This is a genomic window from Thalassolituus sp. UBA6592, from assembly GCF_002433655.1.
Classification (GTDB): Bacteria; Pseudomonadota; Gammaproteobacteria; order Pseudomonadales; family Oceanobacteraceae; genus Venatoribacter.
Map to the genome: position 1 here is coordinate 28,295 of NZ_DJIO01000082.1, position 25,600 is coordinate 53,894.

26 protein-coding genes are annotated in these 25,600 nt (G+C 52.4%); 11 read left to right on the top strand and 15 right to left on the bottom strand.

Going from position 1 to position 25,600, the window contains the following annotated elements; all coding sequences use genetic code 11:
• Positions 1 to 184 precede the first annotated feature (184 nt).
• Positions 185 to 1,630 carry a membrane-bound lytic murein transglycosylase MltF gene (gene mltF, locus B2Z72_RS08235; RefSeq protein ID WP_296982856.1) on the top strand — a complete coding sequence of 482 codons (1,446 nt, stop codon included), beginning with the start codon at positions 185 to 187 and terminating at the stop codon, positions 1,628 to 1,630.
• A 50-nt stretch (positions 1,631 to 1,680) separates the two neighbouring features.
• On the opposite strand, the gene tadA is transcribed toward mltF, so the two are convergent.
• Both tadA and B2Z72_RS08245 read right to left on the bottom strand, forming a co-directional pair.
• Positions 1,681 to 2,244, bottom strand: a complete 564-nt coding sequence (tadA, locus tag B2Z72_RS08240) for a tRNA adenosine(34) deaminase TadA (RefSeq protein WP_349676713.1) — start codon at positions 2,242 to 2,244, stop codon at positions 1,681 to 1,683.
• Positions 2,245 to 2,392: 148 nt separating this feature from the next.
• Positions 2,393 to 2,893 (bottom strand): MotA/TolQ/ExbB proton channel family protein, encoded by a 501-nt coding sequence (locus tag B2Z72_RS08245; RefSeq protein WP_297004525.1) that lies wholly within the window; start codon positions 2,891 to 2,893, stop codon positions 2,393 to 2,395.
• Positions 2,894 to 3,116: 223 nt separating this feature from the next.
• On the opposite strand from B2Z72_RS08245, the gene B2Z72_RS08250 reads away from it, so the two are divergent.
• Positions 3,117 to 3,512, top strand: coding sequence for an acyl-CoA thioesterase (locus B2Z72_RS08250; RefSeq protein ID WP_296982859.1), 396 nt, complete (start codon positions 3,117 to 3,119; stop codon positions 3,510 to 3,512).
• A gap of 122 nt (positions 3,513 to 3,634) precedes the next feature.
• Here B2Z72_RS08250 and B2Z72_RS08255 read toward each other — a convergent pair whose 3' ends face one another.
• The 5 genes from B2Z72_RS08255 to B2Z72_RS08275 form a co-directional block, all read right to left on the bottom strand.
• Positions 3,635 to 5,470, bottom strand: coding sequence for a monovalent cation:proton antiporter-2 (CPA2) family protein (locus B2Z72_RS08255; RefSeq protein WP_296982860.1), 1,836 nt, complete (start codon positions 5,468 to 5,470; stop codon positions 3,635 to 3,637).
• On the bottom strand, positions 5,463 to 6,023 hold the full coding sequence (locus tag B2Z72_RS08260; RefSeq protein WP_296982861.1) for an NAD(P)H-dependent oxidoreductase: 561 nt from the start codon (positions 6,021 to 6,023) through the stop codon (positions 5,463 to 5,465). Before B2Z72_RS08260 ends, B2Z72_RS08255 begins: the two co-directional genes overlap by 8 nt.
• A gap of 1 nt (position 6,024) precedes the next feature.
• A complete protein-coding gene (locus tag B2Z72_RS08265; RefSeq protein ID WP_296982862.1) occupies positions 6,025 to 6,384 on the bottom strand; it encodes a translation initiation factor Sui1 in 360 nt (119 codons plus the stop codon).
• Between the two features lie 78 nt (positions 6,385 to 6,462).
• Positions 6,463 to 8,091: a sensor histidine kinase gene (locus B2Z72_RS08270; RefSeq protein ID WP_296982863.1), complete on the bottom strand. Its 1,629-nt coding sequence runs from the start codon at positions 8,089 to 8,091 to the stop codon at positions 6,463 to 6,465.
• Between the two features lie 94 nt (positions 8,092 to 8,185).
• Positions 8,186 to 8,671 carry an Lrp/AsnC family transcriptional regulator gene (locus tag B2Z72_RS08275; protein ID WP_414716364.1) on the bottom strand — a complete coding sequence of 162 codons (486 nt, stop codon included), beginning with the start codon at positions 8,669 to 8,671 and terminating at the stop codon, positions 8,186 to 8,188.
• A gap of 341 nt (positions 8,672 to 9,012) precedes the next feature.
• Here B2Z72_RS08275 and leuA point away from each other — a divergent pair, with 341 nt between their 5' ends.
• A complete protein-coding gene (gene leuA, locus B2Z72_RS08280; protein ID WP_296982865.1) occupies positions 9,013 to 10,698 on the top strand; it encodes a 2-isopropylmalate synthase in 1,686 nt (561 codons plus the stop codon).
• 232 nt (positions 10,699 to 10,930) lie between these two features.
• On the top strand, positions 10,931 to 11,347 hold the full coding sequence (locus tag B2Z72_RS08285; RefSeq protein WP_296982866.1) for a cyclophilin-like family protein: 417 nt from the start codon (positions 10,931 to 10,933) through the stop codon (positions 11,345 to 11,347).
• Positions 11,348 to 11,370: 23 nt separating this feature from the next.
• Here B2Z72_RS08285 and gtfA read toward each other — a convergent pair whose 3' ends face one another.
• The 3 genes from gtfA to upp all read right to left on the bottom strand — a co-directional run bounded on the left by gtfA (position 11,371) and on the right by upp (position 15,023).
• Complete coding sequence (gene gtfA / locus B2Z72_RS08290) at positions 11,371 to 12,813, bottom strand: sucrose phosphorylase (RefSeq protein ID WP_296982867.1); 1,443 nt, start codon at positions 12,811 to 12,813, stop codon at positions 11,371 to 11,373.
• Positions 12,814 to 13,011: 198 nt separating this feature from the next.
• A complete protein-coding gene (locus B2Z72_RS08295) occupies positions 13,012 to 14,304 on the bottom strand; it encodes a uracil-xanthine permease family protein (protein ID WP_296982868.1) in 1,293 nt (430 codons plus the stop codon).
• Between the two features lie 92 nt (positions 14,305 to 14,396).
• Positions 14,397 to 15,023, bottom strand: coding sequence for a uracil phosphoribosyltransferase (upp, locus tag B2Z72_RS08300; RefSeq protein ID WP_296982869.1), 627 nt, complete (start codon positions 15,021 to 15,023; stop codon positions 14,397 to 14,399).
• Positions 15,024 to 15,195: 172 nt separating this feature from the next.
• Between upp and B2Z72_RS08305 the strand changes: the two genes are divergently transcribed.
• From B2Z72_RS08305 to B2Z72_RS08315, 3 genes are all read left to right on the top strand, one after another.
• On the top strand, positions 15,196 to 15,474 hold the full coding sequence (locus B2Z72_RS08305; RefSeq protein ID WP_296982870.1) for a peptidylprolyl isomerase: 279 nt from the start codon (positions 15,196 to 15,198) through the stop codon (positions 15,472 to 15,474).
• A 136-nt stretch (positions 15,475 to 15,610) separates the two neighbouring features.
• Positions 15,611 to 16,195, top strand: coding sequence for a hypothetical protein (locus B2Z72_RS08310; protein ID WP_296982871.1), 585 nt, complete (start codon positions 15,611 to 15,613; stop codon positions 16,193 to 16,195).
• Positions 16,196 to 16,270: 75 nt separating this feature from the next.
• Positions 16,271 to 17,329 (top strand): CvfB family protein, encoded by a 1,059-nt coding sequence (locus tag B2Z72_RS08315; protein ID WP_296982872.1) that lies wholly within the window; start codon positions 16,271 to 16,273, stop codon positions 17,327 to 17,329.
• A 59-nt stretch (positions 17,330 to 17,388) separates the two neighbouring features.
• On the opposite strand, the gene B2Z72_RS08320 is transcribed toward B2Z72_RS08315, so the two are convergent.
• A complete protein-coding gene (locus tag B2Z72_RS08320) occupies positions 17,389 to 17,934 on the bottom strand; it encodes a DUF924 family protein (RefSeq protein ID WP_296982873.1) in 546 nt (181 codons plus the stop codon).
• 33 nt (positions 17,935 to 17,967) lie between these two features.
• Entirely contained in the window at positions 17,968 to 18,969 is a 1,002-nt protein-coding gene (locus B2Z72_RS08325; RefSeq protein WP_296982874.1) for a hypothetical protein, read from the bottom strand.
• A 246-nt stretch (positions 18,970 to 19,215) separates the two neighbouring features.
• Here B2Z72_RS08325 and yeiP point away from each other — a divergent pair, with 246 nt between their 5' ends.
• Positions 19,216 to 19,788, top strand: coding sequence for an elongation factor P-like protein YeiP (gene yeiP / locus B2Z72_RS08330; RefSeq protein WP_296982875.1), 573 nt, complete (start codon positions 19,216 to 19,218; stop codon positions 19,786 to 19,788).
• Positions 19,789 to 19,866: 78 nt separating this feature from the next.
• On the opposite strand, the gene B2Z72_RS08335 is transcribed toward yeiP, so the two are convergent.
• Positions 19,867 to 20,157, bottom strand: coding sequence for a SemiSWEET family transporter (locus tag B2Z72_RS08335; RefSeq protein WP_296982876.1), 291 nt, complete (start codon positions 20,155 to 20,157; stop codon positions 19,867 to 19,869).
• Positions 20,158 to 20,410: 253 nt separating this feature from the next.
• Here B2Z72_RS08335 and B2Z72_RS08340 point away from each other — a divergent pair, with 253 nt between their 5' ends.
• Positions 20,411 to 22,006: an ABC-F family ATPase gene (locus B2Z72_RS08340; RefSeq protein WP_296982877.1), complete on the top strand. Its 1,596-nt coding sequence runs from the start codon at positions 20,411 to 20,413 to the stop codon at positions 22,004 to 22,006.
• Between the two features lie 419 nt (positions 22,007 to 22,425).
• Positions 22,426 to 23,073 (top strand): cyclic nucleotide-binding domain-containing protein, encoded by a 648-nt coding sequence (locus B2Z72_RS08345; protein WP_296982878.1) that lies wholly within the window; start codon positions 22,426 to 22,428, stop codon positions 23,071 to 23,073.
• Between the two features lie 81 nt (positions 23,074 to 23,154).
• Here B2Z72_RS08345 and B2Z72_RS08350 read toward each other — a convergent pair whose 3' ends face one another.
• Entirely contained in the window at positions 23,155 to 23,517 is a 363-nt protein-coding gene (locus tag B2Z72_RS08350; RefSeq protein ID WP_296982879.1) for an endo alpha-1,4 polygalactosaminidase, read from the bottom strand.
• The gene (locus B2Z72_RS08355; RefSeq protein ID WP_297004527.1) at positions 23,486 to 23,863 is read right to left on the bottom strand and encodes an endo alpha-1,4 polygalactosaminidase; all 378 of its coding nucleotides are present in this window, start codon (positions 23,861 to 23,863) and stop codon (positions 23,486 to 23,488) included. The genes B2Z72_RS08350 and B2Z72_RS08355 overlap by 32 nt, the downstream gene beginning before the upstream one ends.
• 316 nt (positions 23,864 to 24,179) lie before the next feature.
• Between B2Z72_RS08355 and nhaD the strand changes: the two genes are divergently transcribed.
• Positions 24,180 to 25,433: a sodium:proton antiporter NhaD gene (gene nhaD / locus B2Z72_RS08360; RefSeq protein ID WP_297004529.1), complete on the top strand. Its 1,254-nt coding sequence runs from the start codon at positions 24,180 to 24,182 to the stop codon at positions 25,431 to 25,433.
• Positions 25,434 to 25,600: the final 167 nt, after the last annotated feature.

The window sequence follows — 25,600 nt, forward strand, 5'->3', positions numbered from 1 at the left end:
CCCATTTAAGAAACACAATATTTTCAACGACTTAAGTCACACACCTGCCATACAACTGTCACAGGCATCTGAGTTTTAGTGAAATCTATCACAGTCATAGGTTGTTTTTTATGCAAGCTCACGGCAAAATGGGCCCAGATTAACAAATTTTGCACCATAATAGTGCACAACTTCAGGTTTTGGCATGATTTCTGGCATAACACGTCTACTGACATTAGCGGCACTGCTGACAGTGTGCTTCGGCACGCTGACTGGCGGCGTGCGCCCTGACAATGTCGCGCAGATCCGTATGGCCGGTGAAATCGTGATGATTACCCGCAACAGCCCGACCACCTACTATGAAGACCGTACCGGCCCAACCGGTTACGAATATGAACTGGCGAAAGCGTTCGCCGATCATCTGGGTGTCGAGCTGAAGGTAAAAGTTGCGGAAAACCTGAACGACGTTTTCAGCACCCTGGAGAACGGAGGCGCGCACTTTGCGGCGGCCGGCCTCGCCCAGACACCGGATCGTGATCGCTGGGTACGGTTCTCCGAACCTTATATGCAGATTTCCGAACAGGTAATCTACCGCCGTGGTGGCATTAAGCCGGAACAGGTAACTGATCTGACCCGTGGTCAGCTGGTTGTCTCGGAAGGTTCAAGCCACTCTGAACGTCTGCGCATCTGGCAGGCCACTCAGGTTCCTGAACTGAGCTGGAGCGAAAGCTCGGATCTGGAAGTATCAGACCTGTTACAGATGGTGGCTTCCGGCAACATCGACTTTACCGTAGTAGATTCCAACGAATTCCGCGTACTGCAGGCCTACTTTCCTAATCTGGCCGTGGCGTTTGATCTGAGCGAAAAGCAGAACATCAGCTGGGCATTTGAATACAGCCGTGACGACAGCCTGTTTAATGCCGCCAGCGAATTCTTTAACGCGGAAGAAAGCATCAATCTGATGGCCAACCTGGCAGAACGTTACTACGGCCATCTGGATAAACTGGATTACGTGGGTGCCCGCCGCTTCCTCAGCCAAACCGAGAAAAAGCTGGGTACTTATAAAGCCGATTTTGAAAAAGCCGCCGAACTGCACCAGATCGACTGGCGTCTGCTGGCCGCTGTTGGTTACCAGGAAAGCCACTGGAATCCTCAGGCGCGCAGCTTTACCGGTGTTCGTGGTCTGATGATGCTGACCCGTAACACAGCCCGCGAACTGGGTATTAAAAACCGCCTGGACCCGCAGCAGAGCATTATGGGCGGCAGCCAGTATCTGGCTAAGCTGCGCGACCGTCTGGAGAATGTTCAGGAACCAGACCGTACCTGGATGGCACTGGCGGCTTATAACGTAGGTTATGGTCACCTGACCGACGCGCGCAAAATTACCGAATTAACCGGTGGCAATCCGGATCTGTGGATCGATGTAAAAGAATCCCTGCCACTGCTGAGTCAGAAACGTTACTACCGCTACACCCGCCATGGTTTTGCCCGTGGTCAGGAACCGGTGGATTACGTACAGAATATCCGTCGTTACTACGACGTCCTGGTGTGGAACGAAGAACGTGAACAACACCAGGAGTTTCCGGAAGAAGGCGATCCTTCGATGCAGCTGTCTTCTTCACTGGTGACGGTGATTCCTCCACTCCTTTAGTGAGTTTTCTGTGCGGCATTTAATGCCGCTTTTTTTATTGCTGATTTGTCTTATCTCTCATCTGCAGCATCCGGGTCTGTCTCTCCCTCGCCCGTATCTGCTGCAGACTTCCCTGCCGCCTGAAGCGATTGCTTCAGGCGTTTTTTTGCCTCGCGGCGCATAGCGAAAAATTCCGACATCAGGGTCGAGCATTCCTCTGCCAGCACCCCGCCCTGAATATCCATCACATGATTATAAAATGGCTGCTGCGGCAGTTGCAGGGCACTCTCGATCGCTCCGGCTTTGGGTTCGGTGGTGCCGTACACAAGCCGCTGAATACGGCTGTGAATTAACAGCCCGGTACACATGGTGCAGGGTTCTACGGTGACATACAGGGTCGCACCGGGCAGACGATAATTACCGATGTTCTGTGCGGCGTTACGCACGGCTGCCATTTCCGCGTGAGCGCTTGGATCCAGCCCCGAAATAGGATGGTTATAACCTGCGCCAATGATTTCGCCATTAAGAACGACCACAGCCCCCACAGGTACTTCGCCGGCATCATATGCCAGTTGTGCCTGTGCCAGTGCGGCACGCATGCCCTGTTCATCGTCTGTAATTAACTGCTGCTGGATTGTCATAACGCCACCTGTATCCGATGGCGGAATAATAACGGATGTGGCCGTTTAAGCGAACGCAGCTGCAATTAAACTCTGCTAGTGAACTCCACTGCTGAACTCCGTCAGGAAAGGCTGCTGAACTCAGACGGGAAGGGATGCGGAATCAGAAACTCAGTGTCGACTCCAGACTGCGCTTTTCACGCTCACACATACGCAGCAGAACCGACTGTGCGAGTAAGCCTGAAATAGCCCCGACCATACCAGCCACGGTGGAAAGAATGGCTTTGGAAATTCCGGATGCCATGGCTTTGGGGCTGCCGGCACCCAACTGCATCATCACATCAAATACTTCGATCATGCCGGTTACGGTGCCGAGCAAACCCAGCAGCGGGCATATCGCAATAAACATGCGAATGGTTGGAAAGCCGCTGTCGAGCCCCATGCGCAGTGCGCCGAGCAGATCGTCGTGAATCTGTCTTGAGCTCCAGCTTTGCTTATCCGCGCGTAACTGCCATTCCTGCATGGCTTTGCTGCGGCGGGAGGGGTGTACCAGTTTCAGGTAAATTAAGCGCTCGATCAGATACATCCACTGCAGAAAAATCACCAGCATGATGGGATACACCACTTCCCCACCACGCTCGATAAATAACATGACATCTTCCATAACATCTCCCCTGCTCAACGTCGTAAAGAGCTGCCGCGCTATAAGATAAGAGCGCCTGCTATCAACGGAAGATTGGTACGGCCTTATGACAGTTTCTGAACAATCCGATGACAGCCGCATGACCAGCGACTGAGAGTGGCCGTCAGACCCTTGTCTGGGTTAACAAAGCGGACGTTAGCTTCTACTATGTCTGCTATCAGCAATAAACAGGAAAATAACAAGCATGTGGACTCTGACCATTTCGCCGCGTTTTGGCGACACCGATGCCCTCGGGCATATCAACAACACCGTTCTGCCGGTCTGGTTTGAAGAGGGCCGCACCCCGGTCTTCCGGATGTTTACCCCGGATCTTAATCCGCAGGACTGGCACCTGATCATTGCCAAAATTGAAGTGGAATATCTCGGTGAGCTGTTTTATGGGCGCGATATTGAACTGCGCACTTATATTCAGAAGCTGGGTAACAGCTCCATGACCATTGCTCACGAAGCCTGGCAGGACGGTAAACTGGGCGCCAAAGGCTGTGCCATCATGGTTCACTTTGATCACGATGCGAAAAAATCCGTGGCTATTCCGGACAGCATCCGCGAACAGCTGATACCGCACCTGCAGACGCTCTGACAGCGGTATATAAACCGATAAAAAAGCCCGGCTCACATGATTGTGAGCCGGGCTTGCTGTTCATAGACAGTCCAGACACAGTTCAGAGACAGTCGAGACACAGTGCAGAAAGCAGCAGTTAATCAGCTGCGGTCCCAGTTCTGTTCCTGGTTTTCCACCTCAGACAACATATCGGTCTGCATCAGATCCTGCAGGTCGCGGCCATTCTGGCGGGCGATATTCAGGCGGGTTTTTTCATCGTCCGGCGACTCCACCATTTCCTGCAGCATAAGTTCATCGTAATGACGGAACAGCTCAGCGGAGCGGCGCGCCTGATAGGCGCGGAAGCCCAGCGCCTGCAGGGCACTGCGCCCCAGCATAAGCGCCGAATAAAACGTCTCACGCTCCACATGGTCAGCACCGGCACGGATTAAATCCACCGCCTGATGACGGCCGCGGGCGCGGGCAAGAACGCGGATATGCGGAAAATGCCGCTTAACCAGCTTAACCAGATCCACCGCACGGTTATGATCATCAATAGCAATGACCAGCAATTCTGCTTCTTCGATACCCGCTGAAACCAGCAGATCCGGGCGCGACGCATCGCCAAAAAATACCTTGTGGCCAAACTTACGCACGGTGTCGATCTGTACCGCATCGTGATCAAGAATGGTGATATTAAAACCACTGATACGCAGCATACGGCCAACGATCTGTCCGAAGCGACCAAAGCCAACCACAATCGCACGGGCGTCGTGGGTATCAATTTCATCCGGTACATCCGGCTGGCCGACGTTACCCGACAGCTTCGGTAATACCCAGCGTTCATTAATATTCATCAGCAGTGGTGTAGCCACCATACTCAATGCTACCACCACGGTTAAAGGTGCGGTGATATCGCTGCTTAATACGCGGTTATCCTGGGCAAAGGAAAACAATACAAAAGCAAATTCACCGCCCTGCGCCAGACCAAAAGTGAACACAGAATTACTCTTGCCGCTTAAGCGGAACAGCCAGCCCAGTATGACCAGAACCAGCATTTTGCCAAATATCAGCGCCAGTAATAATCCACTGATCAGCCACGGATGGGCGAGCAGAAATTCGAAGTCGATACTGGCGCCAACAGAGATAAAAAACAGCGCCAGCAGCAGACCTTTAAATGGCTCAATTTCCGATTCCAGTTCATGGCGATATTCGCTGTTAGCGAGAACCACACCGGCCACGAACGTGCCCAACGCCGGTGACAGGCCAACAGTGTTCATCAGTAACGCAATTCCCACCACCAGCATCAGCGCCGTGGCGGTAAAGGTTTCACGCATGCGGGTTTCGGCAATAATGCGGAACAGATAGCGGCTCACCAGACGGCCGACAAAAACGATTGCTGCCACCACTAAAATAACTTTCAGTGCTGTTTCCCAGCCCGGAACATGATCAGCCTTATTGGCCAGTGCAGGCGAATCCATGGCCAGCAGTGGCAGGATGGCCAGCAACGGAATAACCGCAATATCCTGGAACAGCAACACAGAAAAAGACGATTGTCCGGCTTCGGTTTTTAACAGAGATTTTTCTTCCAGTGTCTGCAGCACAATGGCAGTAGAAGACAATGACAGAATGGAGCCAACGGCGAGGCTCACCTGCCAGCTGAAATCGAGCGCTATCCCGGCCAGAAAAAACACCAGTGTGGTCACCACCACCTGCAGTCCACCGAGGCCCAGCACACTCACCCGCATACGCCACAGCACGGACGGGTCGAGTTCCAGACCAATCAGAAACAGCATTAATACCACGCCAAATTCAGCAAACGACATCAGGCTTTCAACGTCGTCCCCCATCAGCCCCAGACCAAAAGGTCCGATCACTGCACCGGCACACAGATACCCCATGACCGATCCCAGACCAATACGTTTGGCCAGAGGTACAGCAATCACTGCAGATAATAAAAATACAAAAGCCTGCAGCATAAAAGAATCGTTATGCATGACTCAGCTCCTGTAATTTTTCCAGCAGGATACTGCGGAAGGAATGCGCCTGTTGCTCCAGCACAGATTGCGGTTTACGCCGTGCCTGACACACGGTAAATGGTTTTTGCCAGGCCATGCCACAGACACGGGCGGTCTGTTCATAGGGCAGCAGATAAGCGTCCAGAGGATGACGGTTACCGCCCTCTTCGCTGAACGACGTAAAGGAAGCGCCCGCAGAAGTAACCACCCAAAGCATGCGCCCGACTAACGGATCATGCTCTTCCCCGGCCCGGCCCGGTACGTCATCAAGAGCGAAGTTCAGTACACGGTCCTGCCACTCTTTTAACAGAGACGGAGCGCTGTACCAGTACAACGGAAATAAAAACACCACCAGCTGATGTTCCCGCAGGCGCTGCTGTTCCTTACCGATATTAATATGGAAGTCCGGATATTCTTCATACAGGTCGCAAAGTGTGACCTCTTCAAGATCACGGATGGCGTCCAGCAGACGCCGGCATGCCCGCGACGTCTGATGTCGCGGGTGTGCATATACAACCAAAGCCCTGGCCAATTTAACCGCCTGCTTTTTTTACGGTAAAACCGCGTTTTGTTAATTCACTGACCAGCAGATCGCGCTGATCCCCCTGAATTTCAACCACACCATCTTTTAACGCACCGCCCACGCCGCATTTCTTTTTCAGCTCTTTGGCCAGTGTTTTTAATTCAGCACCCGCCAGAGGAATTCCGCTGACCAGGGTTACAACTTTGCCGCCCCGGCCTTTGCTTTCACGGCTGACACGCACAATGCCATCGCCCTGAGGTGCTTCAGGCCCATGACAGGTGCATTCAGTAATGGGGTTACCACACTCGGGACAGGCGCGGCCAAATTCTGTGGAATAGACCAGTCCACCGGATGAAGATTTCTTTGCCATGTTAGATCATTCTGATGTCGGAAATATTGCGGATTTGTGGAACAGCGGATTTCAATATCCGCCATAGCAGACCGCTGTTCAGGCAGCAGTGACAGGGAAACGCAGAGTGACCGTGGTGCCTTTGCCCAGTTCACTTTCGATTTCCAGTTCACCACCGTGGTTGTGCATTATGTTATAGGCAACGGTGAGGCCAAGACCAGTCCCTTCGCCGATTTCTTTGCGGGTGAAGAAAGGATTCACCGCGCATTTAAGATCCTCTTCGCTCATGCCGGTTCCGCTGTCTTTGATCATAACGGAGACATATTTTTTCTGCAGTTCCCCAGCGACTTCAATGGTGCCACCGGATGGCATAGCGTCGGACGCGTTATGCAGAATGTGGCGGAAGACCAGGCGTATCTGATCAACGCTGCAACTGACCGCCGGCAGCTGTTTTAGCAGCTGATACACTTTAACCGTCTCGCTTTTATCCAGTTCCAGCTCGCGCACAGCTTCAGACACCAGATTATCCAGTGAGACATTTTCTTTGCGCATTTCACTGCTGTCAGCAAAGGTGCGCAGATCACTGACGATATTGCGCACCCGCTCCAGGCTTAAGCGCGACGTGCGCACCAGATCCGGCGCATCGCTGCGGACAAAGTCCAGATCAATACTGGTGCGCAGGGATTCCAGTGCCAACACCATAGCTTTATCGGCGATCTGATGTTCTGCCGACTGATACTGATCTGCCAGATGAATAAGCTCGGACAGGTATTCACTGAGCGTGGCGATATTGGAGTACACCACCGCAATCGGGTTATTGATTTCATGGGCCATACCTGCGGCCAGATGGCCCATGGAGGCCATACGCTGCGCCTGCAGCAACAGATCCTGAGTACGCTGTAATTCATCCAGACTGCTCTGCAGCTGACTGTTGGTGTCGTGCAGTGCCTGAGTACGGGCCCGAACTTTTTCTTCCAACTGTTCATTCAGCTGGCGTACGGTTTTTTCTGCAGAATGACGCTGCACAACTTCTTTCTGCATGGCGGTCAGCAGCGCATTCATCTTACTGACCAGATCATCCAGTTCGGAATCACGCAGACTGCTTTCCACCGACAGGCTGTACTGCTGTGGTTTATTCGGATCAATTTCCATCAGGCGGGTCATCAGACGGGTCAGCGGCCGCGTCAGACGCAGACGGAAAACCCAGATAAGTACGCCCGCCAGCACCACATTACGCAGTACATCGAGCAACAGGGTCAGCATCGCCCGCTGTTCAAAACCCTGACGGGTCAGACGCAGATCAATCCAGATCTGTAATTGCCCGATCTGCTTTTCTTCCGGGCTGTAGATCGCCGGCTCCTTAAGCGTCACGCTCTGCATCTGATAATACTGGGCGTCAGTACTCTGATTCAGCTTGGCTTCACCCAATCCGGCACGGGCTTCAAAATTGGTTTCCTGCTCATGAATTCTCGCGGCAACCACCGCCGGGTTGAGCAACAGGCTCTCGAGAATGGCCTGCATGGCGCGCTTGTCATAGTTGTAGAGAGACAGGGCCGCCGGTGAACTCTGACGTTCAAGCAGTTCGGCGGTGTTATTGAGATAGCGCTGACTTTCGCCACGATAGTCGACGCCAATCTGCACAGCACTGAACAGTACGCCAAACAGGATACTGAAGATCAGTACATAAATTGTCAGCTTACTTTCGATGGATGATAGCCGGGTAGCCACAACAACTCCTCAGTGCCTGTATCATTGCCTGCACAAGCGTGCATACAGCAGTATAGACGAGAAGTCGCTGTGACCATAAAGGAAAGCGTATCGTTCAGCGTTGTTTCAGCGGCAGGGAGCTGCGGTCGATGACTTTACGCATAACGAAGCTGGAATGTACGCCGGTCACACCCTCAATACGGGTCAGAGTGCCGAGCAGAAACTGCTGAAAGGCGTTCATATCGCGCACGATGATCTTGAGTACGTAGTCTGCGGCCTGACCTGTGATCAGGTAGCACTCCAGTACTTCGGCACAGGCCGCGACCTGGCGCTCAAAGTTCTCAAAACGCTCCGGCGTGTGGCGGTCCATGCTTATGGAAATCAACGCCAGCAGATCCAGCCCCAGCAGCCCGGCATTCAGATGCGCACGGTAGCCTTCGATCAGGCCGCTGTCTTCCAGCGCTTTGACCCGGCGGGAGCATGGCGATGGTGACAACCCTACTTTATCTGCCAGCTCCAGATTACTGAGACTGCCATTTTCCTGCAGCAACTCAAGAATATGGAGATCAATTCGATCAAGTTTGGGTAAATCGGTACTCACTGCGCCTCTCCGGGTGAATTCCCTGATAGACATATCAGGTCAATAATTATAATTGGCATAAATCGCCTCTTTCCGACACTTATTTGAAATTATGTGCCACAAAGCAGGGGAAATAATAGCAAGTTTGCAATCATTCCCGCTAATGGTACGCATATACTGTGCATATACTGTTAACCAGTTCAGCTTTCTATCCGAAAGTCGTTTCCTGACGTTGTTTGAGGAAACGGGAACACGCCAGAGACAGCACTTCACAAGAGCGCAGAGGCACACCGGAAACACAGATCCGGCTTAAACAGTAACAATATAATCCGACTTAACGCAGAAAACTGGCAGGAAACACCATGATTACGCCGAACAATGCACGTTTTGACCATCGCAAGTATCGCCCTTTCCCGGCGATCAAAAAAACTGACCGCCGCTGGCCGGATCAGTCTCTGACAGCAGCACCGCACTGGTGTTCTGTAGACCTGCGTGATGGCAACCAGGCACTGATCGAACCTATGTCCGTGGCGCAGAAGCAACGCATGTGGGGCCTGCTGGTGAAAATGGGCTTTAAGGAAATCGAAGTGGGCTTCCCGGCCGCATCACAGCCGGATTTCGACTTCGTACGCTGGTTGATTGAAGACAATCAGATTCCGGACGACGTAACCATTCAGGTGCTGGTTCAGGCCCGTGACGAGTTGATTGAACGCACCTATGAATCCCTGATCGGCGCGCGCCGGGCGATTGTGCACGTGTACAACTCCACCTCTCCGGTGCAGCGTGAAAAAGTCTTCGGGCTGGAGAAACAGGGCATCATTGATATTGCCGTAAAAGGTGCACGCAAAGTACAGAGCGAAGCCGGTAAGTATCCACAGACCGAATGGGTATTTCAGTATTCTCCGGAAAGCTTCTCCGGCACAGAAACGGATTTTGCCGTGGAAGTCTGTAACGCCGTGATTGATGTCTGGCAGCCAACGGTGGATAACAAAGCCATTATTAATCTGCCTGCAACCGTTGAAAGCGCCATGCCGAACGTGTTTGCCGATCAGGTGGAGTGGTTCTGTGACCATGTGAATCAGCGAGAGGCCGTGACCATCTCGATCCACACGCACAACGACCGTGGCTGTGGTGTTGCCGCGGCAGAAATGGCCTTATTGGCTGGCGCCGACCGTATTGAAGGCACCCTGCTCGGTAACGGTGAACGCACAGGCAATATGGACATCGTCACCATGGCGATGAACATGTACAGCCAGGGCATTGATCCGCAGCTGGATATTTCCATCGCTGACGACATCATCGCCACCGTGGAAGCCTGTACCAACATCAAGACACATCCGCGCCATCCATGGGTCGGCGAGCTGGTATATACCGCGTTTTCCGGCAGCCACCAGGATGCTATCCGTAAGTGTCTGTCGCAACAGCAGGATGATGAAGCATGGGATGTTGCTTACCTGCCGATTGATCCTCAGGATCTCGGCCGCAACTACCAGTCGGTGATCCGGGTGAACAGCCAGTCCGGTAAAGGTGGCGCCAGCTATCTGTTGGAACAGGCCATGGGCATCACCCTGCCGCGCTGGATGCAGATTGAACTGGCTCAGCCAATTCAGCAGGCCAGTGAGATGAGCGCCGGCGAGCTGGATACCGCTGACATTGTTAAAGTATTCCGCAACGAGTTTATGCCTACCACAGGGCACTACTCATTGGCCGGTTACCAGGTCGATAAGCAGGGCGGTGAATATCACATTCAGGCGTCCATTAACGACGGTGAACAAATGTTACTGATCCATGGCCATGGTACCGGAGCCATCAGCGCTTTTGCTGATGCCATGCACAAGGCAACCGGTACGGATATTCAGGTCGTGCAGTTTGATGAGCAGGCCCTGGGTGAAGGCTCAGACGCCAGTGCCATGGCCTTTATTCAGGCCAATATCCGCGGCCAGCGCTTTACTGCAGCGGCCCAGGATACCGACACTCTGTCAGCTGGATTAAGTGCCATTCTCATCACCGTTAACAAGGCCATGATTGACAGCTATGCGGTTGCATGAAGAAACAAAATAACCCGGGCGCAGGTTTCTGTGCTCTGGTAACCTGAATATCTGTTCAGTAAGACACGGTCTCCTGCGGGAGACCGTTTTTGTCTTTCAGGCTGTCTTACTGAACAGACCGTCCAGACGTTTTTTCACAGGCGTTGATGCCGGATTGTCTGTACAGGCTAAACTCTACAGGCTCAGCAAAAATTCAGCTGAAAGTTCAGGTTTATCGTGCAGGGGGAATGCTATGAACATGCTGTCGGTACGTATTAATGAGCAACAGGTACGTCTGGTGTTACGGAATAATCAGATCGCCCGAGCCATCGCCGATATTGTGCCTTTTAAAGCCCGGGTCAGACGCTGGGGCGACACCCTGATGTTTGACTGCCCTCTGCCGGTGATTCCGCAAACCAATATTGGTGAAACCGAACTGTCTCCCGGTGACGTCGCCTTCTGGAGTGATGGCAGCAGCATTATTATGGGCTTTGGGCCAACGCCATTATCCAGTGGCCGGGAGATACGTCTGGCGCATCCCAGCACCGTCTGGGCAGATGCTCTGGATGATCTGGCAGCCTTTGCCGATATCCGCACCGGCTGTGAAGTGGAAGTCGATCTCGAAACAGACCTGAAACACTCGCCGGTTAAAACCGCCAGCGGCCAATAGCCGCTGGTTTCACTTCTCCCCCTTCAGCACTGCCAGGTGGTTTCTTCGCCATTTTCCTGAATATAAGTCACCCGTGCGGTTTTAAAATTCAGGTCAACGAACAGTTCTGCGTACGATTCTCCGTGACGCCAGCCCAGACAGACACAGTCATCACCGGACGATTTCAGTTCAAAATGCCCTTCAAACGCCGGGTAATTATTACGAAAGCACATTAATTCCAGCTGACGCTGCACTACGTCTTTTTTCATCGCGTCTGCAACTTCATCCAGACTGTAAAAGTGCCGGTTAATATCCCGCGCCTCGCCGGTTAAATCACTCAGGTCGTAATCGTTTTCACCGCCGAGCAGGCCGACGTAATACACCTGGGGAATTCCCGGCGCAAAAAACTGAATGGCCCGGGCGCAGATGTAGGCATCATCGTTCTGCATCATGGCATCGTAAAAGGTACAGGTGAGCTGATAAATCGCACCCACACTGTGCGGGTTTAATGCAGAGCGACGCAGAATCGGATCGGCACTGCGGTCATTCAGATTTCCCACCAGCCCGGCAATTTCTGTCTCCGGCAAGACACCTTCCACATCCGGAATACAGATACCATCGTGGGTATCCAGCACAGTAATCATGTTGCGCGGACACATGCGCAGCCAGTCTTTTAAATAGCGGGAATTATTCGACAGCATGCAGTGCAGCATTAATGGTGGCAGCGCAAAGCCATAGCAATACATATGACGGCGACTGATGGCGTACTGAAAACTGGTGTGATCGTGTACTTCCGGCAGCACTTCTGCACCCTGCGACTGTGCCAGTTCATTAAACCAGTCGAGATGACGATAGACATCCGGTTCCACCAGAAAACAGCTGGTACCGATCTCTTTGGTGAGATAACCAAAAGCATCAAGGCGGAATAACTTCACGCCAATGCCGGTTAAAAACGTCATGTATTTAGCCATTAATTCGCGCGCGGCATTCTTGGTGATGTAATTCAGATCCACCTGATGCTCGGTAAAGGTACACCATACCCGGCTGGTCGTACCGTCGGCGAATGTCACTTCACGGAAGGGTTCTTTCTCTTTACGGATATGAATCTTCGCCAGATCATCGTGACTGATGGGCTCCATTTCATCCACATGCACAAATAAATCAGCGTATTGCGAAGAAAAGCCGTTCTGCAGAAAATCTTTAAATTCTTCAGAGTCATCAGAAATATGATTGATCACCAGATCAACACACAAATCGTAATCCGCCGCCAGGGCTGATACATCATCCCACTGACCAAAGGCCGGATCGACTTCAAGGTGCGTCAGTGGTGAAAAACCGCTGTCAGCATTGGATGGATAAAAAGGCAGCAGATGGACTCCGCTGATGGCATCAGGAAAGTGCTCTTTCAGCACCTCATGAAGATCGTGAATGTTATCGCCCATACGGTTGGGATAACAGATCAGGTGAACACCTCTGGATAATGACATGCCAGTCTCCGCGGGTTTTTGAATGAGTGCGTTTTTACCTTAACGTCTGTGTTGAGAAGTGCAAACCCGGGGCAGAGTTCCGGCTGATTTTGCGCTAATTAAAGCTTAATGGCAGCAATGACCATGCATCAGCGGATTGCAGAAACAAAAAAGCCGCACAATGAAGGCGGCTTTTTAACAGCATTGTCTGGCGCGTTATTAACGAGAGTGGTCAATAAAGTCGTCAACCATGCCCTGCTCTTCGTGCAGATCATTAACCGGATCCGCATGCGGCAGAATCAGGTTCAGCAGAATCGCTACCGGCGCGCACAGACTCACCCCTTTGAGATCCCAGCCGCCGCCGCCGATGGCCATACCACCGATACCGAACACCAGCGTCGTGGCAACAATCACCAGGTTACGCTGAGCGCTCAGATCCACTTTACCCTTCACGATGATGTTCATACCAACGCAGGCAATGGAACCGAACAGCAACACCATAATGCCGCCCATGACCGGCGCCGGAATGGTCTGCAGAATGCCACCGATTTTAGCGATAAAGGCCAGTGCGATAGCAAATACTGCCGCCCAGGTCATAACCACCGGATTGAAAGCACGGGTCAGCATGACGGCACCAGTAACTTCTGAATAGGTGGTATTTGGCGGACCACCAAACAGAGAAGCCGCAGACGTTGCCAGACCGTCACCCAGCAGCGTGCGGTGCAGACCCGGCTTCTGTACGTAGTTTTTACCGGTCACACTGCCGATGGCCAGTACATCTCCAACGTGTTCAATAGCCGGAGCAATAGCCACCGGAATCATAAACAGGATGGCAGCCAGGCTGAATTCCGGCATCACAAATGCCGGGAAGGTGATCCAGTCACTGTCAGTAACTTTGCTGTAATCCACCATGCCCATGGCCGCTGCGACGGCATAACCAACCGCAACACCGGACAGAATCGGAACCAGACGGAAGATACCTTTACCCAGTGTCGCCACCAGCAGCGTGGTAATCAGTGCTGGCATAGAAACCATCAGCGCATCAGCATAAGGAAAGAGCTCAACAGAGCCATCACCGGCTTTCCCCATCGCCATATTCACCGCCACAGGCGCCAGACCCAGGCCAATCACCATAATGATAGGACCGGTTACCACTGGCGGCAGTAAACGGTGCAGGAAGCCCGGACCACGCAGCGCAACTGCAGCTGACAGCGCCACATACACCAGACCAGCACAGAACAGCGCGCCCATGGTGGCCGGAGTGCCCCAGGTCTGGGTGCTGTAAATAATCGGTGCGATAAAAGCAAAAGACGATGCCAGAAAAACCGGCATAGAACGTTTGGTGGTTAACTGAAAAATCAGTGTGCCCAGACCCGCAGTAAACAGAGCAACGCTGGGGTCGAGACCAGTCAGCAGAGGCACCAGAACCAGTGACCCGAAAGCCACAAATAACATCTGACCGCCGGACAGAATTGTCCGCCAGCCCATAGACGAATCAGAATTCGTTTGCATTCAAAAATTTTCCCGCAAGACTATTACCAAGGGTTTTACCCAGTACCAAGGGTTTTACTTAGTACCAAGGGTTTTACTTAGTACTAAGGGTTTTACTTAGTACCAAAGATTTTATCGCCGGCGTCGCCCAGACCCGGGATGATGTAACCCTGTTCATTCAGGTGGCTATCAACAGACGCCGTGTAAATATCAACGTCCGGATGCGCATCCTGAACTTTTTTGATGCCTTCCGGTGCCGCTACCAGAACCAGCGCACGAATGCTGGTACAGCCGTGTTTCTTCAGCAGATCAATGGTCGCCACCATAGAACCGCCAGTGGCCAGCATAGGGTCAACAATCAGCGCCATACGCTGATCAATATCACCAGCCAGTTTGTCGAAGTAGCTGACAGGCTCCAGGGATTCTTCATCACGGTACAGGCCAACCACACTGATTTTTGCGCTTGGAATGAGTTCCAGCACACCATCCAGCATGCCCAGACCGGCGCGAAGAATCGGCACAACAGTGATTTTCTTACCGCGGATACGCTGACAGGTTACCGGGCCACACCAGCCATCCTGCGTGTAATCTTCCAGATCCAGATCTTTGGTTGCTTCGTAAGTCAGCAGGTTGCCAACCTCGCCCGCCAGTTGGCGGAAGCCGCGGGTACTCATCCCTTTGTTACGCATTAAACCGATTTTATGGCGGACCAGGGGATGAATTATTTCGTGAACGCTCATATTAGCCTCTGTTTCTAAGGTACAATAGTGCACATAATTTTCTCACAGAGCGGCCCCTGCTGGCAGCAGAATTTTAACCAGCTGGTCAATTTTTACTGCACTTTCAGACAATCTGAACGACAATGCCCGCCGCTCAATACTCACCGACACAGGATCATCAACGGAGACTCCGATGCCCCGCGCCTGCGCCCGACACATTCTGGTAAAAACCCGTGAACAGGCTGAAGACCTGAAAAAGCAGCTGGATGGCGGCGCAGACTTCAGCAAGCTGGCGCAGAAATATTCCCAGTGTCCGAGCAAAAAGAACGGCGGCAGCCTTGGCGAGTTCAACAAAGGCGATATGGTGAAAGCCTTTGATGACGTGGTATTCAAAGGCCCGTTACTCAAAGTTCAGGGGCCGGTAAAAACCCGCTTTGGCTGGCACCTTATTGAAACCATTTACCGCAACTGACAGAATGTGTTTTATCAATAACTGATCACCGCATTCAGTTAAACATCGCTTAGCCGGTGAGTAAGACAAGCCTCTGAGTAAGACATAGCACTGACTAAATGCGGCTTAACAGACACTGACAACATAAGGTCATGGAATGACACGTATCCCGCTGAAGGAACAGCGTGCGCTTAAACGCAAGCACGCCATCAACAACATATTCCCCTCCGCCATTATCTTTCTGATTGGTCTGATCCCCGGCTTTCTGGCCATTATCTGTTCAGGTGCAGCAGTTACTGCTGCCGGACAAAAAGAATTCGACACCATGCTGCTGACAGTGGCCGGCGCGGGCGCTCTTGGCTATGCCGCCTTTTTCTTCTTTCGCTTAGGTATAGAAGGATTTATCAACAGCACGGAGTATTACTACGAATCGGAACTAAGCCGCAAATACGGTCGCTATATCGAGGCAGAAGTCACCGAAGTCAGTATTGAGCAACGGGAAGAGTTCAGCGGCCCGAAGAACAACAGAAAAGTCTGTGAGATATTCACCGACCTGTATATTTCTACCGACTATGACGGTAAAACCCGCACCGTTATGCATGAGTTCAAAGATGATGATGGCCGGCTGGCCGAACGTCTGAAGCCTGGTATGACGGTCTCCATGCGGGTGGTACCCGGTATGCCGGAAACCCTGCGCATCGCACCGCGCAGATTGGTCCGGCAGCTGGAAGCGCTGCAGTGATCAGACACTGATAGCGGCTGCGGGCTGTGCTATTATGCGGCTTTACATCCCCTCCTGCTTTCAATCGAGAATCCCATGACCGAACCCGGACACTATTACACCCTGACCGTGACTGATGAACTGCCTCAGGGACTGTATCTGGAAGACGAAGAAGGCACCCGCATTCTCCTGCCACGCAAACAGATTCCGGCCGATACCGCTATTGGCGATCAGATTCCGGTGTTTGTGTATCTGGATTCCGAAGATCGTCTGATCGCCACGACGCAGCGCCCACGCGGTCAGGTGGGCGAAGTGGTATGGCTGGAAGCCGTGGATGTTAACAACACCGGGGCATTCCTCGACTGGGGTCTGGCGAAAGATCTGTTCGTGCCTTTTGCCGAGCAGAAGCAACGCATGGAAGCCGGCAAGCAATACGCCGTTTACATCACCCTGGATAACACCGGCCGTCTGATCGGCAGCACACGCTTAAACCGCTTTATTAAAGATGAAGTGAAAAGCGCCTGGGGCGGAGTGGAAGACGCCTACGACACAGGTAACGCGGTAAAAATGCTGATCGCCCAGCGCACTGACCTGGGCTACAAAGCCGTCGTCGATAACAAATACTGGGGCGTTCTTTATAACGACGACATCCGCAAACCTATCCGTGTTGGTCAGCGCATGCTGGGCTATGTTAAGCGCCTGCGTGAAGACATGCGTCTCGACCTGATGCTGGAACCAGCAGGTCACGGCAAAGCCGACCCACTGGCGAAGCGTATTCTGAAAAAACTGGAAGAAGGTAACGGTGTACTGGGCCTCAGTGACCGTTCGCCATCGGATTTAATCGAACTGCATTTCGGCGTCAGCAAACGTACGTTCAAAATGGCCATCGGCAAGCTGTTTAAAGAACGCAAAATCATGATTGAAGACGATCAGATTCGTCTCGCCAGTGCCGAAGACAGCAAATCGACCCGTGCATCGCGCACAGCGGCAGAGCCGGAAAAGAAAACCCAGACCAATAAGAAATCCTCAGCTAAAAACGCCAGGCATCAGGATGCCGCTGCCAGCGGCGAAAAGACGGCAAAAAACAGTAGCGCGAAAAAGGTCTACCGTAATCCGAAGGCCAAAACCGGCAAGACCTTAGGCCTGAAGAAGTAACGACTACCCGGGCAGTAACTATTGCCCGGGTAATAACCAGCGCCCGGAAGTAACCACGTCTAGAAAGACGATCCCGGCTGAGTCAGAAACTCCGTTTCCTCAGCCGTGGATTCCCGCCCGAGAATTTTATTGCGATGTGGATAGCGGCCAAAACGCTGCAGAATAGCCAGATGCTTATGCTCTGACGCCAGATTCGCCTCCAGTCCAGGCTGAGCAAACAACGTAAGCGCCTGTTTATGAGCGTCCAAAGATTCACTGTGCATAAACGGCATATACATAAACGCCCGTTGCTGAACCGGCAGCGGCTGATCAGCGCCCTTCTCCACCGCTTCACGAGCCAATAGCAGCGCCATCTCATCGCAGGCAAAGGCCTGCGGCTTCTCTCGGAAGATATTGCGCGAAAACTGATCAAGCACGATGATTTCTGCCAGACGCCCTGATGGCGTTGTGCGCCAATGTTTCAGCGCGCCGTTATGTGCCTGCTGATGCACATGACCAAAACGCGTGGCAATCTGCTGATCCAGTTGCGTATCTTTAACCCACCATTGTTTGGGCTTCAGTTCCGAGAACCAAAAATCCAGCACGTCCTGCGCGGAATCGCTCATCATATTTTCCTTTTATGTTCCCATGGAGACTGATCAGGCGCTGCCGACCGCTGGCAGCCAGCGCATAACAGAATCAGGCAAACAGCCTAAAAGCCAGCGCCGCGCTTTATGCCAGAACGCCGACAGTAATAACAGCGACGCCCCAATGATCAGACCCGTCAACGCCAGACCGTATTCAATATTGCCGTATTCCTGCATCACATTGGCGATGGAATAGATCACATAACCCAGCGCCGACACCATCAGTGCCCGACGGTCGATGGCAATCGATATCAGAGTAATCAGTGCGTACATCGCGACCACCAGCACCACAGGCGCCACTGACGCTTCCGCATTGACCAGCCCACTCCAGTAAAACACCGGATGAATCATTAACGGCGCGGCCAGTAAGTGCAGCCAGAACGCCACATCCGACTGATGACCAATACGCTGCTGATCACGGGAATCCCAGACCATGGCCAGCAGAAATACGCCGATACCGGCGCAGAAAACGTACACCAGCAGACCGTTCGCAGATAAATCCAGCACGCCACCGATCACAATCATCAGCGCCAGAATAACCGCTACGGTGCCGGCGGCGATGGTCACAGGCACACGAAAACGCAACCAGTGCAGACAGGCTCCGGTAAACACAACCACAGCCGCCAGCAACATCTGCCAGCTGTTATCACTGTCTACAATGCTGAGCATCATCGCGCTCAGGCCACCGATAAAGGTAAACAGCAGATAAATAGCCGGTAACGCCATGCGCCGGCGTAACACAAAAAACTCCGCCACAGCCCAGGATGCGACGGCCACCGCCAGATAGCGCACCGCATCTCCGGCACCGCCCAAAAGCCATGACACAGACAACAGCAATACCGTGCAGGCAATCACCACGAAGACATCATTAAAGCTGGTGATCAGGCGGAAGTTTTCTTCATCCACGGCGACCGAGTCGCGCCGCTCATTCATCAGCCGCCGGAAGTCAGCAACCGCCTCAGCACTGAACACGCCCTGTTCTGTGGCGTAAGTCAGATCGTCATCCGTATACATAGGTGTCCTGTTTCTGTTAACCCGTTGTTATTAAAAGTGATCGTATAAGCCTGTCGGAATTCTGGCCATCCTCTGAGCTTTCCTCTCAGACACCCTTTGACCTGTGCATTAAAGGTCAGGTTCAGCTCTGTGGTTATTTTCCTGACCAGTATGTCATGAGTATCGTCTTCAGCAGCTGAAACAAGTATTATCGCCTTCTTTTTAATATCTGACCGGCGCCCCGGTGCCACTCAGGAGCTCTCTGTTATGCCAAAAGCCAGTGAAATCAAAAAGAACGCTGCGATCGAATACAACGGCAGCGTGTACTTCGTAAAAGATATTGAACGTTCCGTACCACAGGGCCGTGCTGGCGGCAGCCTGTACCGTATGCGTATGTACGACGTAGTAAGCGGCCACAAAGTCGACGAGACCTTCAAGGACTCTGAAATGCTGACCCTGGCCGATCTGGTGAAGCGTCCATCCATGTTCTCTTACGCCGATGGCGACGAGTACATTTTCATGGACAACGAAGACTACACCCCATACCACCTGAACAAAGACTCTATCGCTGAAGAAGTGCTGTTTATCAACGAACAGACTGAAGGCGTACAGGTGATTCTGATCGACGGTGCCCCGGTGGGTCTGGATCTGCCCTTAGTAGTAGAGCTGGAAATCACTGACACCGAACCTTCCGTAAAAGGTAACTCAGCCACTGCCCGTACCAAGCCTGCCACCATGAGCACAGGTCTGGTTGTACAGGTGCCTGAGCATATCTCTACCGGTGATGTTGTGCGTATCAACATCGAGGAACGTCGTTTTCTCGGCCGCGCCGGTAAATAAGCGCGAAGTAAGCACTTAGTGCACGATCAAAAAAAGCGCCTGTGGGCGCTTTTTTTATAGCTGCGTGAGGCATGCACTTCAGTACATCAGCGCCGTCACCGCCGTGGCAAAGCCACACACAGCCCCCACGCTGTTGGACCAGAACAGCGGCCAGTCGCGGTCGCGCTTCAGATACGAATACGCCATCCAGGCGAAGCAGTTGACCGTGGTCGCCAGCGGCAGAATCACCGAACCCGGCTGGCCATTCAGATTCAGGCGGATCTGGTCGATGTAGGATGAGAACATCAGAATGCCCATTACAGAGGCAAACCAGCCGAGGCGGTTGATCAGTTTTTCATAGTGCTCTTGCGTGGCAGCAGCTGTTGTCATGGAACTCTCCGTTACTGGGCTGGTTTAAAAGGCATGCGCTTAAGGCTCGTTGCCCTGAGCGATGCGGGTCAGCCACTGATTTAAATACAGACGGCAGGGGCTATGTATTCAAAAAACCAACGGATTTGTTCAGGAAATATGATGGTAAAACTGACGGACCTGCCAGACTGCCCGGGTGTTCGTTTTTTCGCCGCAAAATCCGTATAATCGCCGCCATTCAACTATCCACAAACACCAGTTTCAGGACTCCTCTGTGATCTCCACCGCTAATATCACCATGCAGTTCGGTGCCAAGCCGCTGTTCGAAAACATCTCCGTCAAATTCGGGGAAGGTAACCGCTACGGCCTGATCGGCGCCAACGGCTGTGGTAAGTCCACATTCATGAAGATCCTCGACGGTACGCTGGAGCCTACCGCAGGTAACGTCAGCGTCACCCCGAATGAACGTCTGGGTAAGCTGAACCAGGATCAGTTCGCCTTTGAAGAATTCACCGTGCTCGACACTGTGATGATGGGCAACAAAGAGATGTGGGCTGTTAAAGAAGAGCGTGATGCGATTTACGCCAACCTGGAAGCCACCGAAGACGACTATATGCGCGCCGCCGAGCTGGAAGGTGAGTTCGCTGAAATGGGCGGCTATACCGCTGAATCCCGTGCCGGTGAACTGCTGCTCGGTGCCGGTATTGATTCAGAACTGCACAACGGCCCGATGAGCGAAGTGGCTCCGGGCTGGAAACTGCGGGTGCTGCTGGCACAGGCACTGTTCTCTAACCCGGACATCCTGCTGCTCGACGAACCAACCAACAACCTGGATATCAACACCATCCGTTGGCTGGAAGGCATTCTGAACAACATGAAGTGTACGATGATCATCATCTCCCACGACCGTCACTTCCTGAACGCTGTATGTACGCACATGGCCGACATCGACTATGGCGACATCAAAATCTATCCGGGCAACTATGACGACTTTATGATCGCCTCGACCGCTGCCCGTGAACGTCTGCAGTCCGAAAACGCCAAGAAGAAAGCCCAGATTGCTGAACTGCAGCAGTTCGTTTCGCGCTTCTCGGCCAACGCCTCCAAATCCAAGCAGGCCACCAGCCGTGCCAAGCAGATTGATAAAATCAAACTGGATGACATCAAGCCGTCCAGCCGTCAGAACCCGTTTATCCGCTTTAATCAGGAAAAGAAACTGCACCGTCTGGCGCTGGAAGTCGAAGGCCTGAGCCACGCTTATGAAGGCGAAGAAGCGTTGTTCAAAAACACCAACCTGCTGGTTGAAGCCGGAGAAAAGATCGCGGTAATCGGTGCTAACGGCGTGGGTAAAACCACCTTCCTGAAGTGTCTGGTTAACGACATCACACCAAGCGGTGGCGAGATAAAATGGGCAGAGAATGCCAACATCGGTTACTACGCTCAGGACCACGAATACGAATTCGCCAAAGACCTGAATCTGTTCGAGTGGATGGAGCAGTGGAAAACCGAGAAACACGATGATCAGATCGTACGCGGTACTCTGGGTCGTCTGTTGTTCAATCAGGACGATATCAAGAAGAAAGTGAAAGTCTGCTCCGGTGGTGAAAAAGGCCGTCTGCTGTTCGGTAAATTAATGATGGCGGATCACAACGTACTGATTATGGACGAACCGACCAACCACATGGATATGGAATCCATTGAGTCGCTGAACATGGCACTGGAAATGTACGAAGGTACGCTGGTATTTGTGTCTCACGACCGTGAATTTGTATCCTCTCTGGCAACCCGTATTCTGGAAATCCGCGATAACCAGATCGTCGACTTCCACGGTACTTATGATGAGTACCTGCGCTCCCAGGGCGTTGAATAAATAATGCTTTTATAAGCAATAATTTATTCATAAGGCGTTGAGCAAAACCATTAAAAAAACCGGGACGATTGTTCCGGTTTTTTTATGGAAAACCCTGCCACGGACAACTGGTCATAAAGTCTGATAAATGGACATGATGAGCCATTTTACATCTGTTATTATCCGCTGCGAAAATTGCACTAGCTGCTAGTGATCGTGACATCTCCGGTAAAATTCACTACGCATTCCTTCCAGACTGGCACAGCTGTTTATAAATATCCCATAGCAGTGAAACCGGAGTCTGCGTGGTCAACCTGCGATCCCTGTCACACAGATCAATGCTCACCTGAAATATTGCCGGATACGACCTTTAACGCCACTGGTCGCGTGTTATATTCCGACATACCGCGTCCGTTTGCGGCAAAAACTGTGGAGAAACCATGCGTCGAATTACCCGCGAAGAATACCCGATCGATACCCTTCATCGTATCGTTAACGGCGTAACCTTCTTCAAAGATCTGATCCAGACAGATCCCACTCAGTTTGAATTACTGATGAGTGTGACTCAGTTTGTGACTGCAGATGAAAATGAAATTGTTTTGCATCGCGGGGAAGATGCCAACGTACTCTATTTCCTGCTCAAAGGTCAGCTGGCGGTGATGTCAGACGACAATGATCAGGACATCATCAACACGGTGAACCCGGGCGAAATGTTCGGCGTGATGGCCATGGTGATGAAATCAAAACGCTCCGCTTCGATCAAAGTGGGCGGCCGCAGCGCTTTGCTGGCAGGCATTGATTATCAGCACTTTAACGATCTGCATGACTTTACCCTGTTCAGCCTGAGTACCAAGATCAGCTTCTTCAGGATGCTCAGCAACCACATCCGCTGGACACTGGAACAGAACAAAATGCAGGTTCCGGATCACCCGCTGGTTGCCCGCCTGCGCAAACTGCCACTGTACTCCGGTGAAAAAAACACCCCGCAAGAACTGGAATTCCTGTTCGAACAGGCACACATTCAGGCAGACCTGCTGTGTGAATGGAACGAATCCCTGAACAGGGGCGGCAGCTGGCAGCAGTTCTGACCAGACCTCTGCCCGACTGACTCCGCCGCGGAGTCAGTCTTCAGCTGCTTATCACCGCATTCCGCATCACCCCGTTAAACGTCAGTCGTCACAGCCGCGTGGCGCGACGCTGTCATCCAGATCCAGCGGTAACACCAGCGTACTGAACTCAGAGCCCGCCATCTCATTGCACAGCAATGCCAGACCCGATGTGCTCTGATATTCACTGGCATACTCTGCCTGCAGTACGGCCTTACCGGCGGCAACAAAGGGATCGAGCAGATCGCATTCATCGTATTGCGCACACTGCTCGTTCACTGCGAAATCGAAATAATCCACCAGCTGAGTCACCTGATCCAGATCGTTTTTAAGAGCAACGGCCAGACCACGCGTATGAGCTTCGTTGGCAATAAAGCGGTTATAACTCAGCTGATCAGCAGCGCTTAATCCCACGCCAGTCTTCATAGGAACCGCCAGAGAAATAACAGATGACTTTGTGCCCGCCAGCCTGCAGATCAGCAATGACTGAGGCAGAATTGTCGAACAGGTCGATGTCATAAATTTCTGCACTGTAGCCGGTATTCAGATCGCCACTGAGCTGCCAGTACCAGCTCACACCCGGCGCCGGCTGATACCAGTCACCTCCACTCACAGGATCTGGGGCTGAGGTGTCCGGATCGTTCTGATTTGCATTGTCATTGTCCGGTCCTGAGCCGCCGCCAGAGCCACCTCCGCAAGCTGTCAGACCGGTAGCCGAAGCCGCGATAAAAAGTGTCAGCAGGCTGCGCCGCCACAGAGAAAAATGCGTCATTGAAATTCCTTAGTTTGTATCGTCCGCGAAGTTGAGCATAACCAATCAGACGCCGGAATCACCTGCCAGCGGCAATAAAGGCAATAAAAGCCGCACCAACGCACAGAAAAACAGTCTTTTGCGCAGATCACTGCTATGACTGCGGGCCACACAGCCCGTGCATCTGGCGCCATTTTTTCAACAATCTGACAATTTGCCGCACTTTTACTACTTTCTGAGCAACTGACTCAACTTTACAATGGAGCACCGGCCTGTTGCGGGTATTACTCACAACGGGCGTTCTTTTACTGAGCCTGCCTGCGGATACTTTAATAACATGCCCGATTTTCTGCCCTACGTCCTGATCGCCCTGGCCCTGCTGGGTCTCCTCGGAGTCATACTCGAAGAAGTCATTCACATTAATAAGGCACAGGTGGTGCTGTTTCTCGGTGCGCTGTCCTGGGTGCTGTTGTTTATGTTCAGCCCGAATGAAGAAACACATGCACTGGTGCGTGAAGGGCTGGATGAGAATATTGCGGAGATCGCCAGTCTCTGGCTGTTCCTGCTGGCAGCCATGACGTTCGTTGCTTACCTGAACAAAAAAGGTCTGATCGAAAGCCTGATTTACCGCTTTCTGCCGCAGCAGGTATCGGAACGGAAACTGCTGATCATGACCGGCCTGTTTGCTTTTGTCTTTTCATCGCTGGCCGACAACATTACCGCCACACTGATTTCTGTGGCACTGATTCTGTCGCTCAATCTGCCAGCTAAAAAGACCCTGCGTTTCGCTACGGTTGCGGTGTTTTCAGTCAACTCAGGTGGCGTTTCCATGATTACCGGTGACGTTACCACGCTGATGATTTTCCTTGATGGCAAGGTGACCATCACCAATCTGCTGTTCCTTTCCGTTCCCGCCCTGTGCGCTGTATTGCTGCTGGCCTTTATGCTGTCCCTGCCGTTAAAAGATGTGGCCGTGATCAATCACAAAAAGAACGACCTTGCCCGTGTCGATCTGGTGATTGGTGCTGTCTTTATGCTGACCATTCTGTCCACCATCGGTGGTAACGTGCTGTTTGATATTCCGCCAGTGCTGTCTTTCTTAACCGGTATGTCGGTGATGTTTCTGGTGGCCCGCGCCTATGGCGAAGACACGGAAAATCATCCGATTCTGAATTACATCCGTCAGATTGAGTTTGATACTCTGCTGTTCTTCCTCGGTATTCTGCTGATCGTTGGCTCGCTAAAAGAAATTCACGCGCTGAAAAGCTTTGTCAGCCTGTACGAAATCATGCCGGCCTGGGCCGCCAACTACCTGATGGGGCTGCTGTCGTCTGTGATTGATAACGTGCCTTTGACCGCCGCTCTGCTGAAAGCTGACGTGACCATGAGTCTGCAGGAATGGATGGCGCTGACCTACGCTGTGGGTGTGGGTGGTTCACTGCTGATTATCGGCTCATCTGCCGGTATTGTGGCAATGAGCAAAATCAACGAGCTGACCTTCGGCAGTTATCTGAAATTTCTGCTGGCGCTGTTGATTGCCTACACCTTTGGCTACAGCTCTACCCTGCTGCTTGGTCAGATCATCAACTGAGCCTGCCAGGACTACTGCAGCTGCAGTCTCTTCTCTTCCTGCTCAGCGGTACTGTTGGTAACGCTGATGCAGGGGTTCGATATAATCCCTGTGCTCCACCAGCCACTGCTGCATCGGCTGCGGCAGCTTATCCAATGCAGGCCATGGCACCGGATACGCCTTCGGCT

Coding starts and splice junctions, on each gene's coding strand:
- mltF (WP_296982856.1), top strand. CDS start 185: ATGATTTCTGGCATAACACGTCTACTGACATTAGCGGCACTGCTGACA.
- B2Z72_RS08245 (WP_297004525.1), bottom strand. CDS start 2,893: ATGGAAGATGTCATGTTATTTATCGAGCGTGGTGGGGAAGTGGTGTAT.
- B2Z72_RS08250 (WP_296982859.1), top strand. CDS start 3,117: ATGTGGACTCTGACCATTTCGCCGCGTTTTGGCGACACCGATGCCCTC.
- B2Z72_RS08255 (WP_296982860.1), bottom strand. CDS start 5,470: ATGCATAACGATTCTTTTATGCTGCAGGCTTTTGTATTTTTATTATCT.
- B2Z72_RS08265 (WP_296982862.1), bottom strand. CDS start 6,384: ATGGCAAAGAAATCTTCATCCGGTGGACTGGTCTATTCCACAGAATTT.
- leuA (WP_296982865.1), top strand. CDS start 9,013: ATGATTACGCCGAACAATGCACGTTTTGACCATCGCAAGTATCGCCCT.
- B2Z72_RS08285 (WP_296982866.1), top strand. CDS start 10,931: ATGAACATGCTGTCGGTACGTATTAATGAGCAACAGGTACGTCTGGTG.
- gtfA (WP_296982867.1), bottom strand. CDS start 12,813: ATGTCATTATCCAGAGGTGTTCACCTGATCTGTTATCCCAACCGTATG.
- B2Z72_RS08295 (WP_296982868.1), bottom strand. CDS start 14,304: ATGCAAACGAATTCTGATTCGTCTATGGGCTGGCGGACAATTCTGTCC.
- upp (WP_296982869.1), bottom strand. CDS start 15,023: ATGAGCGTTCACGAAATAATTCATCCCCTGGTCCGCCATAAAATCGGT.
- B2Z72_RS08305 (WP_296982870.1), top strand. CDS start 15,196: ATGCCCCGCGCCTGCGCCCGACACATTCTGGTAAAAACCCGTGAACAG.
- B2Z72_RS08310 (WP_296982871.1), top strand. CDS start 15,611: ATGACACGTATCCCGCTGAAGGAACAGCGTGCGCTTAAACGCAAGCAC.
- B2Z72_RS08315 (WP_296982872.1), top strand. CDS start 16,271: ATGACCGAACCCGGACACTATTACACCCTGACCGTGACTGATGAACTG.
- B2Z72_RS08320 (WP_296982873.1), bottom strand. CDS start 17,934: ATGAGCGATTCCGCGCAGGACGTGCTGGATTTTTGGTTCTCGGAACTG.
- B2Z72_RS08325 (WP_296982874.1), bottom strand. CDS start 18,969: ATGTATACGGATGACGATCTGACTTACGCCACAGAACAGGGCGTGTTC.
- yeiP (WP_296982875.1), top strand. CDS start 19,216: ATGCCAAAAGCCAGTGAAATCAAAAAGAACGCTGCGATCGAATACAAC.
- B2Z72_RS08335 (WP_296982876.1), bottom strand. CDS start 20,157: ATGACAACAGCTGCTGCCACGCAAGAGCACTATGAAAAACTGATCAAC.
- B2Z72_RS08345 (WP_296982878.1), top strand. CDS start 22,426: ATGCGTCGAATTACCCGCGAAGAATACCCGATCGATACCCTTCATCGT.
- B2Z72_RS08350 (WP_296982879.1), bottom strand. CDS start 23,517: ATGAAGACTGGCGTGGGATTAAGCGCTGCTGATCAGCTGAGTTATAAC.
- B2Z72_RS08355 (WP_297004527.1), bottom strand. CDS start 23,863: ATGACGCATTTTTCTCTGTGGCGGCGCAGCCTGCTGACACTTTTTATC.
- nhaD (WP_297004529.1), top strand. CDS start 24,180: ATGCCCGATTTTCTGCCCTACGTCCTGATCGCCCTGGCCCTGCTGGGT.